The following is a 12,882-nucleotide window of genomic DNA, read 5'->3' as shown; positions in this document are numbered from 1 at the left end:
CCGGCCGCCCGCCGCCTCCTCGCTTCCCCGCTTCCTCGCTTCCGAAGGAGTTCCACCATGTCCAGCCGCCCCGTCCTGGAGCCCGCCGCCCAGGCCTTCGCGGACGCCACCGCCCAGCCGCCGTTCCTCTACGAGATCCCCGTCGCCGACGGCCGCAAGGCCGTGGACGACGTCCAGAGCGGCGACGGCGTCGTCCTCCCGCCCGTGGAGGAGGAATGGCTCGCCGTGCCCGGCGGCCCCACCGGCGAGGTCCGCACCCGCGTGGTCCGCCCGGTCGGCTCCACCGGCCCGCTGCCCGTGATCCTCTACATCCACGGCGCCGGCTGGGTCTTCGGCAATGCCCGCACCCACGACCGGCTGGTGCGCGAACTCGCCGTCGGCGCCGGGGCGGCCGTGGTCTTCCCCGAGTACGACCTCTCCCCCGAGGCCCGCTACCCCGTGGCCATCGAGCAGAACTACGCCGTCGCCCGGTGGATCACCACCGAGGGCGGCCGGCACGGACTCGACGGCGGCCGCCTCGCCGTCGCCGGCGACTCGGTGGGCGGCAACATGAGCGCCGCCCTCACCCTGATGGCCAAGGAGCGCGGCGACGTCCGCCTCGTCCAGCAGGTCCTCTTCTACCCGGTGACCGACGCCTCCTTCGACAGCGAGTCCTACCTGCAGTTCGCCGAGGGCTACTTCCTGCGCCGCGACGCCATGCGCTGGTTCTGGGACCAGTACACGACCGACCCGGCGCAGCGCACGGAGATCACCGCGTCCCCGCTGCGGGCCGGCACCGAGCAGCTCACCGGGCTGCCGCCGGCCCTGGTGATCACGGCCGAGGCCGACGTGCTGCGCGACGAGGGCGAGGCGTACGCCGCGAAGCTGCGGGCCGCCGGGGTACCCGTCACCGCGCTGCGCGCGCTGGGCACCGTCCACGACTTCGTCATGCTGAACGCCCTGCGCGAGACCGCGGCCGCGACGCTCGCCATCGCACTCGCCGTCGACACCCTGCGCAAGGCCCTGGCATGAGCGGCGCACCCGGCATGCCCGTGGCCGGCATACGCCCGGCCCCGCGGCGGCCCGACGGCTCCGCGGCCGACCTCGTCCTGCGCAACGCGAAGGTCTTCACGGGGGACCCGGCCCGGCCCCGGGCCCGTGCCCTCGCCGTCAAGGACGGCCGGATCCTGGCCCTCTGCGACGACGAGCACGAGCTCGCCGGGCTCACCGGCCCCGCCACCCGGGTCGTCGACGCGCTCGGCCGCCGGGTCGTCCCCGGGCTGAACGACTCGCACCTGCACGTCATCCGCGGCGGCCTGAACTACGTCCTGGAGCTGCGCTGGGACGGCGTACGCAGCCTGCGCCAGGCCCTCGCCATGCTGCGCGAGCAGGCCGGCCGGACGCCGCGCGGCCAGTGGATCCGGGTCGTCGGGGGCTGGACCGCCGAACAGTTCGCGGAACGCCGGATGCCGACCGTCGCCGAGCTGAACGCCGCCGCGCCCGACACCCCCGTCTTCGTCCTGCACCTCTACCAGTCGGCCCTGATGAACCGGGCCGCCGTCCGGGCCGCCGGATACACCCGCGACACGCCCGACCCGCTCGGCGGCCAGATCGTCCGCGGCCGGGACGGCGAGCCGACCGGGGTGCTGCTGGCGGCGCCCGGCGCCCTCCTCCTCTACTCCACCCTCGCCAAGGCCCCGGCACTGGACGAGGCCGGCCGGCGCACCTCCACCCGGCACTTCCTCCGGGAGCTGAACCGTTTCGGCCTGACCTCCGCCCTCGACGCCGCCGGCGGCTTCCAGAACTTCCCCGACGACTACGCGACCGTCGTCGACCTCGCCCGGGCGGGCGAACTCTCCCTGCGCATCGCCTACTACCTGTTCCCGCAGACGGCCGGCCAGGAGCTCGCCGACCTCCGGCGCTGGACCGCGACGGTCCGGCCCGGGGACGGCGACGAGTGGCTCCGCCTGGCCGGCGCGGGGGAGAACCTGACCTGGGCCGCGGCCGACTTCGAGAACTTCGCCCAACCCCGGCCCACGCTCCCCGACGGCTACGAGGCCGAGTTCGAGCAGGCCGTCCGGCTGCTGACCGAGCACGGCTGGGACTTCCGGCTCCACGCCACCTACGACGAGACCGTCCGCCGCGATCTGGCGGTCTTCGAGAAGCTGGCCGCGGAGGGGCTGTTCCCGGGCGGCGGCCGCTGGCTGTTCGACCATGCCGAGACGGTCTCCGACCACAGCCTGGACCGCATCGCCGCCCTCGGCGGGGCCGTGTCCGTGCAGAACCGGATGTCCTTCCAGGGCACCGTCTTCCTCGACCGGTACGGGGCCGAGGCCACCGCCCGCACCCCACCGGTGCGGGCCATGCTGGAGCGCGGGCTGACCGTGGCCGCCGGGACCGACGCCACGCGCGTGTCCTCGTACAACCCGTGGGTCGCGCTGCACTGGCTGGTGACCGGCCGCACCGTCGGCGGTACGGCCCTCTACCCGGCGGCGAACCTCCTCGAGAGAGAGGAGGCCCTCGGCCTCTACACCCGGGGCGGGGCACGGCTCACCGGCGAGGAGGACGTCAAGGGCATCCTGCGGGAGGGCTTCTACGCGGACCTCGCCGTTCTGTCGCAGGACTACTTCACGGTGCCCGACGCGGCCATCCCCGACATCGAGTCGGTGCTCACCGTCGTCGGCGGACGCATCGTCCATGCGGAGGCCGAGTACGCGGGCCTCGACGAGGTCCTTCCCCCGGTAGCCCCGGCCTGGAGCCCCGTGGCCCGTTTCGGCGGGTACGCGGGCAGCGGGCCGCGCCAGGCCGAGGCGATGGCGGAGGCCGTCGCCGAGTCCGAACGCCACCGCCGGTGGCGCGCCGCCCGGGGTGAAGGGGGCGTCCCCGGACCGGCCCCGGACCCCGTCGACCCCTGCTTCGCGCACTGAAGGACCAGGAGACCCCGCACATGAACACAGTCCCCGGCGCCGCCGGCGACGACGGCCTAGGCGGCGGGCCGCCCGGGCGCCGCTTCGAACCGGACCTCCGCTCGATGACCCGGATCAACCTGCACCCGATCGCCTCGCCGATGCCCCTCGGGTTCTTCACGGTGGCGATCGCGTCGGCGCTGACGGGCTGTCTGCAGCTCGGGGTGCTGGACGCCCGGGACCACCGGGCGGTCGCACTGTGCGTACTGCCCGCCTTCGTCCTGCAGTTGGTCGTCAGCGTCCTGGCCTTCGGGGCCCGGGACGTGATCGCGGCGACGCTCATGGGCACCTTCGCCGGCAGCTGGCTGGCGTACGGGCTGGTCGTGGCCGCCGGAGCGGCCGGCGGGCCGAGGGTGCTCGGCGTGTTCAACCTGGTGCTGCTGTGCTTCGGGGCGCTCATGGCGGCGGTGACCCGGCCCAAACGCGCCCTGTGGTGCGTCCTGGTGGCCTCCCTGCCCCGCTGGGCGGCGACCGGCGTGTCCGGCCTGACCGGGGCCGGGTGGCTCACGGCCACCGCCGGGGCGCTCGGCCTCGTGGTGGCGCTCGTGGCCGGGTACGCGGCGTTCGCCCTGATGCTGGAGGACATGCGCGGCGAGGAGGTGCTCCCCATCGGGCGCAGCGGGCCGGCCCACCGGGCCGTGGAGGGTGATCTGGCCGTGCAGCTGCGCGATGTCGAGCGGCAGGCGGGCGTGCGCCGCACCCTGTGAGCCGGCGGCAGCGCCTCTCCTCCGTCAGGCCGCGTCCGGGTCCGGTCCGTTCCGGGTCCGGGCGTCGGCCTGCCACTGCCTGGGGGACATCCCGTAGGCGGTGCGGAAGGCGCGGCTGAAATGGGAGGGGCTGACGAAACCCCAGCGCTGGGCCACCGCCGAGACGGGCACGGTGGCGCCCGGGGGGCGGGACAGCTCGCGCCGGCACCGCTCCAGCCGTTCCCGGTGGATCCAGCGGCCCACCGTGGTCCCGTCGGAGCGGAACAGCTTGTGCAGGTAGCGCACGGATACGTGGTGCGCCGCCGCGATCCGCTGCGGCGAGAGCCCGGGGTCGCCGAGGTGGCACAGGACGTACTCCTTGACGCGGGCCAGCATGCCGCGGGCCGCCTCCGGCGCCTGCGGGTCCAGCAGTCCCCGGCGTTCACGGACCAGCACGGCCAGCAGGTCGGCCGTGGTGAGGGCGAGCTGGTGGCCCGTGTACGGGTCGAAGTCCCCGGCCTGCTCGGCCAGCCGGGCCAGGTAGCCGGCGACCAGTCCCGAGGTGCCGCAACTGCCGCTGAACAGGGTTCCGGTGACGGCCCTCAGGTCGTCCTCGGAGACTCCCAGCCCCTGCTTCGGCACCCGGAACGCGGTGAAGCGGAAGTCGTCCGGCTGTTCCCTGCGGTAGGGCCGCCCGGCGTCCGAGCAGGTGAAGGTGCCCGGTCGGACCAGGGCCTGCCGGCCGTCCTGGGTGAGCCGGGCGGTACCCCGCTGGTGGAGGGTGACGGTCAGGTACTCCGCACCGCCCTGCGCGATCCGGCGCTCGCTGCGCGACACCGTCTGCGGGCCGGCCTCGACCACGGAGATCTGCAGCGGTCCGAGCCGCCGGCTGGCGATCGTGCCCGCCGAGGGCTCGCGTTCGTGCAGGGCGACGTCGAGCGGGATGAAGGTACCGGACACCAGGGTGTGCCAGTACTCCGCCCGATCGGTGGGCGGCAGCGGCGAGGTGGACACGACGTCGGGCATGTGGGGCTCCGGGTGCGGTGCGGTCGTTGCTGTTTCCCACTCTCGGACCGGGCGGCACCGCTGCCATCCGTCACATGACTTGTGCGGTGGCCGTAGGCCTCAGTCGCCCGGCTCCCGTTCGACGATGTCGCGCAGCTGACCGCGCGAGGTCACCCCCAGGGCCGGGAAGGCCTGGTAGAGGTGCGTGCCCACGGTCCGGGGCGAGAGGAAGAGCCGCTCGCCGATCTCCCGGTTGGTCAGGCCCTGCGCCGCCAGCCTGACGATCCGCTGCCGCTGCGGTGTCAGGGACCGCAGAGCGCTGGGGCGGGCCGGCTCGACGACCACGCCGGCCGCCCGCAGCTCGGCCTCGGCCCGCTCGCCCCAGGGCGCGGCGCCCAGCCCTTCGAAGATCTCGCGCGCCTTGGTGAGGGCCGCACGGGCCTCGGCGATCTGCCGCTGCCGGCGCAGCCACTCGCCGTACTCCAGCCAGATCTGACCGCGTTCGAACGGCCACCGCTGTCCGGCCGGATCCTGCAGCGCCTCGCGGAAGCACGCGTCGGCTTCGGCCGGTCCGGCCAGCAGGGCCCCGGCCCGCAACAGGATCTGCCGCAGCCGCGGCGAGGCCCCGCCGCCGACCGCGGCCCCGACCCGTTCCAGGACACGGTGTGCGTCGTCGGCCCGGCCGGTGAGCACGGCCGCGGCCGCGAGGTCCGCGACGGCGTAGCAGGACAGGTGGTAGTGGGCGGGCTCCCCCGATCCGTCGAAGAGCGCCCGCAGGTGGTGGTGGGCGGTGGCGTGGTCGCCGAGGGCCGTGGCGGCGAAGGCGGCGGCCCTGCGGGCGCGGACCGTGGTGGCCAGCGCGCAGGCCGGTTCGGTGACGGCCAGCACCGCGGCCGCGTGCCGCCGGGCGGCCCCGGTCTCCCCGGTCAGGGCGCACAGGGTCGCCAGGACGGCGAGCGCGCGTACGGTTCCGAGGTTGTGCTGCCCGGCGAGGGCCCGGTCCGCGAGCCGTTCGACGCCGAGGCGGGCGTCGGCCCACCGGCCGCCGTCGAGGTTGGCCAGGGCCAGGTCGGCGGCGGTGGTTCCGGCGTGGAAGTCCGCCGCGTCCTCCCACTGCGGGTTCACCACGTCGCCCAGCAGGCTCACCGCGGTCTCGGTCTCGTCGAGCAGCATGCACAGGACCCCGAGGGTGTGCTTCTGGGTGGGGATCAGGCCGGGGGCCGCGGTGACGGCGGGCAGCCGGCCGCGCACCTCCTCGCCGTACAGGAAGGGGTCGGTGACGCCGATGTCCCAGAGGTGGAAGGGGTGCGTGTCCATGCCTTCGGCGCCGGAGCGGGCGGCCAGCATCGGCCGGACCCGCTCGCGCTGGGCGGGGATGCCGGAGTGGTGGACGATGCCTGTCGCGATGGTGGAGACCCCGCCGTCGATCTGCGCCGCCCCGGGCAGCTCGTCCGGTACGACCAGGCAGAACGCCCGCTCCATACGCAGCATCAGCATTTCGACGAGCCCGCTGAAGGCCGATATCCAGCGCAGTGCGTCCGGGTCCGTGTCGAGCCGCGAGGCCCGTGCGGCGAGGTCCTCGGCCCTGGCGATGTCGCCCGCGACGACGGCCGCGTACGCCGCGGTCGCCTGCAGGCGCGCTCGTTCGGTCGGGGCCGGGTGCAGTTCCGCGGCCCGCTCCAGCCCGGCCAGCGCCTCGGCGACGGCGCCCCGGCCGAGCGCCCGCACGGCCGCGGCCTCCAGGGCGAGGGCGACCGGCTCCTCGGGGGTCACGGTGGCGGCCGACAGCTGCCAGGCGCGGCGGTCGGGGTCACCGGTGAGGGCGTCCGCGAGGGCCAGGTGGGCGCGGCGCCGCTCGGTGAAGGGGGCGGAGCCGTAGACCGCCGAACGGATCAGGGGGTGGCAGAAGTCGATGCGGTCGGCGTGCAGCCGTACCAGCCCGGCCCGTTCGGCCGGCAGCCACACCTCGGTGCCGTAGCCGGGCGGCAGCGCGGCCAGTACGCCGGCCAGGCCCGCGCCGTCGGCGGCGGCCGCGACCATCAGGGCCTCGCGCGTCGCCGCGGGCAGCTCGTCCACCCGGGCGGCGAAGGTCCGCTCCAGCAGGTCGGTGACGGGCACGGGCACCGGTCCCGCGGCGGGCAGCCGGCCGTCTCGGGCCACGGAACGGGCCAGCTCCACCAGGGCGAGGGGGTTGCCGGCGGCGGTGGCGAGCACCTGGCGCCGGGTCGGGCCGACGGGCGGATCCGGCTGGGTGCCGAGCAGTTCCTCCGCCTCGGCGGGGGCGAGCGGGGACACCACGACCTGCGGGACGGAAGGGTCGAGCCAGTCGGGGCGGTGGGAGCCGCGGACCGCGACGAGCAGCGCGATCGACTCGCCGGCCAGGCGCCGGGCGAGGAACCCGAGCACCTGGCGGCTTCCGTGGTCGAGCCACTGGGCGTCGTCCACGGCGAGGAGCAGCCGGCCGGTGGAGGCGACCTGCGAGGCGAGGGTCAGGACGGCCAGGCTCATCATCATGAGGTCGGGCGGCGCGGGGTCGTCACCCAGCCCGAAGGCGGCGAGCAGCGCGGTGCGTTGGCGGACCGGCAGGGCGTCCGTCCCGTCCAGTACGGGGTGCAGCAGCTGGTGCAGGCCGGCGAAGGCGAGTTCGGTCTCGGCGGCGTTGCCGCGGACCCGCAGCACCCGGGTCCCGGCGCGCAGGGCCTCGTCGACCGTGGTGTCCAGCAGCAGGGTCTTGCCGACCCCGGGCTCTCCGAGCAGCAGGACGGACGCCGCCGTCGCACGCGGTGAGAGCGCTTCGGCGATGGCCGCCCGCTCTTCCTGACGACCGATCAACTCTGAACTCCTGGAACGTTCCGCGCACGGTGGTGCCGTCCGTGGACAAGGAGGAGGACGGCACCGCCGGAGCATAAACCGGAGTGCGCTGTTCGACGAATTCGGCGGAGTCGACGGACAGGGAGCGCTCTCACCGCAGATCCTTCGGTGGCTGCCGGAACGGTCGGGCCGAGGGGGCGGCCGGGGAGCGCACACCGAACCGCTGCTCGGCGCCGAACTCCTCGAACCGCTCCACCTCCGTGAAGCCGACCTTCGCCGCGAGGCGCATGGAGACACCGCGGTGAACCGGTCGAGGGCCGCCGCGCACGCCTCCGCCGCGTAGCCGCGGCCCCAGACGTGCGGGAGGAAGGTGTAGCTCAGTTCGGTCTCCCCGGCGTCCGGACGGGGGCGGTCGGCCGGACTACGTGTTCGAGGGCGGCCATGGCGGGCCACGTAGCGCACGCCCGTGCGCGGCGTCGCGGTCCGCAGCCCCGCAGCCCTCACTGTCGGCACGCGCCGGCACTCACAGTGGAGCCGCGCCGAGGCGCACGGTGCGGCACTCGCCGGAGCCGGTCAGTCCGGCCATGTGCCGGTGAGGCGCCTGACGGCCACGGCGCCGCCGCGGTCGATGGCCGCCTTGACCAGGGCGAAGACTGCGCCCTGCAGCGTCGCGGCGATGAGGATCTCGCGCCACGACCGGTCCTCGTCGGTGGCGTTCGGTGCGTCGCCCTCGTGGCCGAGCCGCATCCACAGCTGTTTGAAGGCGATGCCGGCCAGCGCGCCTCCGAGGGCGCCGAGGGCCATTCCCACGGGCTTGTACGCGACGGTCGAGGCCTTCATCGGTTCCTCCCGGGCGGTTCCATGCTCTGTTCCGCGTCCTGTTCCGCGTTCCGCCCTTGCGCCTGCCCGGTCCGGCGCCCGGCTAACGCACCGGGGGGGCACCGTTAGCCGGGCGTGGCGCCGGGCAGACGCGGAAGGGGCCGGCAGTGCGTGCCCGGCCGGGCGGCCGGCTCGCCGATCCTCGACGGAAACGGAGTTTCGCCATGGCACATCCAGTCGACGTCATCAGCGAACTGACCGCGGACCATCGCGAGATGGACGAGACGTTCGACATCATCACCCAGGCCGTTCCGGCCGCGGACCGGCGGACGGCGGCTGAGCGGCTGACGGTCGAGCTCGTCCGGCACACGGTCGCCGAGGAGCAACACCTCTTCCCGGTCGTCCGGGCGGTGTTCCCCGACGGCAATCTCATCGCGGACCGGGAGATCGCCGATCACGCCCGGATGGAGAAGATCCTCAAGGACCTGGAGGGGCTCGACGCCGACCGGCCCGATTTTGACCGGCTCGTCGCGGCGCTCCGGGCCGAGGTGACCGCCCACGTCTGGGAAGAGGAGGAGAACCTCTTCCCGCGGCTGCGGGAGGCCTGCGCCCAGGAGGCGCTGGAGACCATGGGCGACAGGATCCGGCGGGCGAAGATGCTCGCGCCGAGCCCGCCCGACACCCCGCCGGCCACCGTCCCGCTCGCCCCGGGCCTCGGCCTGGTGGACCGGGCCCGGGACCTGGTGACGGGTGGCGGTGGCGGCCGGTGACCGGTACGGGTGCACCGGGCTCCGCGCGTCGCAGGTGAACGGTCCGCCGCGGCAGCGTCGGTTCAGTCCCGTGCGGCGGAACCGGCCGGCTGCCGCGGCGGGGCCTCCGGGACGTCCGGTGCCCGGACGGGCGAGGGGGCCGGGCAGGTGGTGGGCCGCTCGGTCCAGAAGACGCCGGACACGGCGCGGCGCGCGAGCATCAGCAGGAGTCCGAGCAGGCTCAGGCCGAGGGCGATGACCAGGGGTGGGCCGAGGCCGAACCAGGCGGTTCCGCCGGAGGAGTTGGCCGGGTCCGCCATGTCGGCCACCGCCTCCACGAGCAGCCAGACCAGCATCCCCGCACCGACCAGGGGACCGGCCCCGACGAGCAGGAACTCGCGCACCCCGGCGGTGAGCCGTCGCCGGTGGTAGACCGCGCAGGCGATGCCGGTGAGGGCGTAGTAGAAGGCGATCAGCAGGGACAGGGCCGTGAGGGAGTCGGCGAGGGCGTTCTCGCTGATCCGGTGGATGAGCAGGTACCAGACGGTGGCCGTACCGGCGACCCACCAGGTGCTGACGGCGGGGGTGCGGTACCGGGGGTGGATCAGCCCGAAGCGGCTCGGCAGGGCGTGCCGGCGGGCCATGGACAGTGCGGTGCGCGAGGCCGGGATGATCGTCGTCTGGGTCGAGGCGAGCGCCGAGGTGGCCACGGCGAGGAGGACGATCCAGTCCCAGCCGCCGAGGGCCTCCCGGGCCAGGGAGGCGAAGACGGCCTCCTCGTCGTCGGCGTGCGCGGCGAGGTAGCCGGCGCCGGCGAAGGCGACGACCGCGAAGGCCACCGAGACGTAGGTGGCCAGGAGGACGACGGTCGACCAGATGCCGGCCCGGCCGGGGGCCGAGGAGGGGTCCTTCGTCTCCTCGGTGAGGTTCACGGCCGACTCCCAGCCCCAGTACACGAAGACCCCGAGGAGCAGCCCTCCGGTCAGCGCCGTCCCGCCGGCCCCGAAGGGGTCGAGCCAGCCGGCGGCCGGGCGGACGGCGTCGAGGGAGGCGGTGCCGGCGTAGACCCGGTACAGGGCCACCGCGGCGAACACGAACAGGCAGGCGGTCTGCAGCAGGACGAGGGCGTTCTGCAGCCGGGCCGCCGCCTGCGTGTCCCGTACGCACAGCGCCGCCATCACCACGATCACGAGCACGGTCAGCGCCTGCCGGACCAGTGTGTCGCCGGCGAGGGCGTCCAGGCCGACGGCCAGCAGGCCGAAGTTCACGGCGACGTCGGCGAGCGAGCCGACGACCAGGACGCCGGTCATGGTGATCGCCCAGCCGCCGAGCCAGCCGGCCGTGGGGCCCAGCGCCCGGGTCACCCAGGAGAAGGTGGTGCCGCAGTCGGGATCGGACCGGTTGAGGTGGTGGAAAGCGGAAGCGATGAGGACCATCGGTACGAAGGACGCGAGCATCACCCCGGGAGCGTGTACGCCGACCAGCGCGACGATCGGCCCGATCACCGCGGCCAGGGAGTACGCCGGCGACGTGGCGTTGAGCCCGATGGCGAGCGCGTCGACGAACCCGATCGCGTTCGGTCTGAGCGTGGCGGCCTGAGGCGTCCGCGGGGTGTCTTCGGCCATGGTCCCTCACTGGTGCGGTGCGGTGTGAACGGGGCGTGAATGCGATGAGGAAACCCGCGCGGCGCCCGGAGGGTCAATGGTGTTGGCATAAGCCCCTCCGGGTCCCCTCCGGGTCCCGTCCGGAACCCGGCCGGCCCCGGGCCGGCCCCGGACCCCGGCCCGGCTCAGTCCTCGGCCCCCGCCCCGGCTCGGTCCCCGGCGTCCGCCAGCTGCCGCTCCGCCGTCTCCAGCAGCATCTCCAGGGCGACCGGGTAGGCGCTGTGGGGCATCCGGGCGGCCAGCAGCCCCGCGGTGGCCGCGATGTTCGGGTAGTCGTCGGCCGGCAGGCGGGCGTACGTCGACTCCCAGCGCTCCTCGTCGGACGCGCGTGCCTTGTCCGTCAGGGCGAGGGGGCCCGCGTCGAGGGCGGCGAAGGCCAGACTCTGGTCGATGTAGGCGTGGTAGATCCGCACCGCGTCCTCGTCGCCGAACCCGGCACCGCGCAGGATGCCCAGGATCGCCTCGTCGGCCGCGATCTCCCGCGGGCGGCCGGTGACCCGGCTCGCGGTCAGCAGGGCGGCCTGCGGGTGGGCGAGGTAGGCGCCGTGGATGCGCAGGCCCAGGGCGCGCAGGTCGTCGCGCCACCGTCCGCTGGGGGCCCAGCCGGCGAGCGCCCGGCCGATCAGCTCCTCGCCCATGGCGAGGGTGAGTCCGTCCATGCCCTCGAAGTACCGGTAGAGGGTGCTGGGATCCGCGCCCAGGGCCGCGCCGAGCCGCCGGGCGGACAGGCCCGCGCTGCCGTGCTCGCGCACCATCCGCAGCGCCGTCTCGACGATCAGCTTCTCGGAGAGCACCGTCCCCTGCCGCGTCGGCCGGCGCCGCCTGCGGGCTTCCTCCGGGACCACGTCCTTCGCCATCTCCGCCCTTCCTCCGGGACCCGCCGCGCTTATGCCAACACCATTGACCTTAACCCGGAGCGCCCGGTTCCATCAGCCCCCTGAGGCGGACGCCTCACCGAGAAAGGACCGAGCCATGCGTGTTCTGCTTGTGGGTGCCGGCGGTGTCGGGAGCGCGATCACCAAGATCGCGGCCCGCCGTGGCTTCTTCGACCACTTCGTCGTCGCCGACTACGACCTGGCCCGCGCGGAGGCCGCCGTCGCGGCCCTGGGCGCCGACGGGCAACGGTTCGGCGCGTGCCGCGTCGACGCCTCCGACGAGGCGGCGGTGACGGAGCTGCTCACCGAACGCGGCTGCGACGTACTGATGAACGCCACCGACCCGCGCTTCGTGATGCCCCTGTTCAACGCCGCGCTGGCGGCGGGCAGCCACTACGTCGACATGGCGATGTCCCTCTCCCGCCCGCACCCGGACAACCCGCACGGCGAGTGCGGGGTGAAGCTCGGCGACGAGCAGTTCGAACGGGCCGCGGAGTGGGAGAAGTCGGGCCGCATGGCGCTCGTCGGCATGGGTGTCGAGCCCGGGCTGTCGGACGTCTTCGCCCGCTACGCGGCCGACGATCTCTTCGACGACATCGAGGAGATCGGCATCCGCGACGGAGCGAACCTGACCGTCGAGGGCTACGACTTCGCCCCGTCCTTCAACATCTGGACGACGATCGAGGAGTGCCTGAACCCGCCGGTGGTGTACGAGAGCGAGCGCGGCTGGTTCACCACCGAGCCGTTCAGCGAGCCGGAGGTCTTCGACTTCCCCGAGGGCATCGGGCCGGTCGAGTGCGTCAACGTCGAGCACGAGGAGGTCCTTCTCGTGCCGCGCTGGGTCGGGGCCCGCCGGGTCACCTTCAAGTACGGCCTCGGCGACGACTTCATCGGCAAGCTCAAGGCGCTGCACGCGCTGGGCCTGGACTCCACCGTCCGGGTCCCGGTCCGCGGCGAGGACGGCGCCGAGGTCCGGGTCTCGCCGCGCGATGTGGTCGCCGCCTGCCTGCCCGACCCGGCGACGCTCGGGGACCGGATGACGGGGAAGACCTGCGCCGGCACCTGGGTCAAGGGCACCAAGGACGGCCTGCCGCGCGAGGTGTACCTCTACCACGTGGTCGACAACCAGTGGTCCATGCGCGAGTACGGCTCGCAGGCCGTCGTATGGCAGACCGCCGTCAACCCGGTGGTGGCCCTCGAACTGCTCGCCACCGGCGTGTGGTCCGGGTCCGGTGTCCTGGGCCCCGAGGCCCTGCCGCCGCTGCCGTTCCTCGACCTGCTGACGGCGTACGGCTCCCCCTGGGCCGTGCGCGAGCAGGGCCCCGCGC

Annotated in this window: 9 protein-coding genes and 2 pseudogenes; 5 read left to right on the top strand and 6 right to left on the bottom strand. The window is 74.4% G+C overall.

The annotated features are described in order from the left end of the window. Positions 1-57 precede the first annotated feature (57 nt). The 3 genes from NRK68_RS31095 to NRK68_RS31085 are packed head-to-tail and all read left to right on the top strand — an operon-like array spanning position 58 to position 3,652. Positions 58-1,011 (top strand): alpha/beta hydrolase, encoded by a 954-nt coding sequence (locus tag NRK68_RS31095; protein WP_183064497.1) that lies wholly within the window; start codon positions 58-60, stop codon positions 1,009-1,011. After that, complete coding sequence (locus NRK68_RS31090; RefSeq protein ID WP_183064496.1) at positions 1,008-2,906, top strand: amidohydrolase; 1,899 nt, start codon at positions 1,008-1,010, stop codon at positions 2,904-2,906. Before NRK68_RS31095 ends, NRK68_RS31090 begins: the two co-directional genes overlap by 4 nt. A 20-nt stretch (positions 2,907-2,926) precedes the next feature. Beyond that, entirely contained in the window at positions 2,927-3,652 is a 726-nt protein-coding gene (locus tag NRK68_RS31085) for a GPR1/FUN34/YaaH family transporter (RefSeq protein WP_257857407.1), read from the top strand. 24 nt (positions 3,653-3,676) lie between these two features. On the opposite strand, the gene NRK68_RS31080 is transcribed toward NRK68_RS31085, so the two are convergent. The 4 genes and pseudogenes from NRK68_RS31080 to NRK68_RS31065 form a co-directional block, all read right to left on the bottom strand. Beyond that, positions 3,677-4,657, bottom strand: a complete 981-nt coding sequence (locus tag NRK68_RS31080) for a helix-turn-helix domain-containing protein (RefSeq protein WP_257857406.1) — start codon at positions 4,655-4,657, stop codon at positions 3,677-3,679. Between the two features lie 99 nt (positions 4,658-4,756). After that, on the bottom strand, positions 4,757-7,468 hold the full coding sequence (locus NRK68_RS31075) for an AAA family ATPase (RefSeq protein ID WP_257857405.1): 2,712 nt from the start codon (positions 7,466-7,468) through the stop codon (positions 4,757-4,759). Positions 7,469-7,598: 130 nt separating this feature from the next. Continuing rightward, positions 7,599-7,873 (bottom strand): annotated as a pseudogene (locus NRK68_RS31070) (GNAT family N-acetyltransferase); the annotation flags it as partial. A 147-nt stretch (positions 7,874-8,020) separates the two neighbouring features. Further along, a complete protein-coding gene (locus NRK68_RS31065) occupies positions 8,021-8,287 on the bottom strand; it encodes a DUF4235 domain-containing protein (RefSeq protein ID WP_046775760.1) in 267 nt (88 codons plus the stop codon). 203 nt (positions 8,288-8,490) lie between these two features. Here NRK68_RS31065 and NRK68_RS31060 point away from each other — a divergent pair, with 203 nt between their 5' ends. Further along, positions 8,491-9,036, top strand: a complete 546-nt coding sequence (locus NRK68_RS31060; protein ID WP_183064492.1) for a hemerythrin domain-containing protein — start codon at positions 8,491-8,493, stop codon at positions 9,034-9,036. Positions 9,037-9,098: 62 nt separating this feature from the next. On the opposite strand, the gene NRK68_RS31055 is transcribed toward NRK68_RS31060, so the two are convergent. Then, a complete protein-coding gene (locus tag NRK68_RS31055; RefSeq protein WP_257857404.1) occupies positions 9,099-10,640 on the bottom strand; it encodes an APC family permease in 1,542 nt (513 codons plus the stop codon). Between the two features lie 164 nt (positions 10,641-10,804). Beyond that, positions 10,805-11,536, bottom strand: a complete 732-nt coding sequence (locus tag NRK68_RS31050) for a TetR/AcrR family transcriptional regulator (RefSeq protein ID WP_183064490.1) — start codon at positions 11,534-11,536, stop codon at positions 10,805-10,807. Positions 11,537-11,651: 115 nt separating this feature from the next. Here NRK68_RS31050 and NRK68_RS31045 point away from each other — a divergent pair. Continuing rightward, positions 11,652-12,872 (top strand): annotated as a pseudogene (locus NRK68_RS31045) (saccharopine dehydrogenase family protein); the annotation flags it as partial. Positions 12,873-12,882 lie beyond the last annotated feature (10 nt).

Source organism: Streptomyces yangpuensis (assembly GCF_024666385.1).
In the GTDB taxonomy this organism is placed as follows: domain Bacteria; phylum Actinomycetota; class Actinomycetes; order Streptomycetales; family Streptomycetaceae; genus Streptomyces; species Streptomyces yangpuensis.
This window is presented reverse-complemented; position numbering and strand designations above follow the sequence as displayed.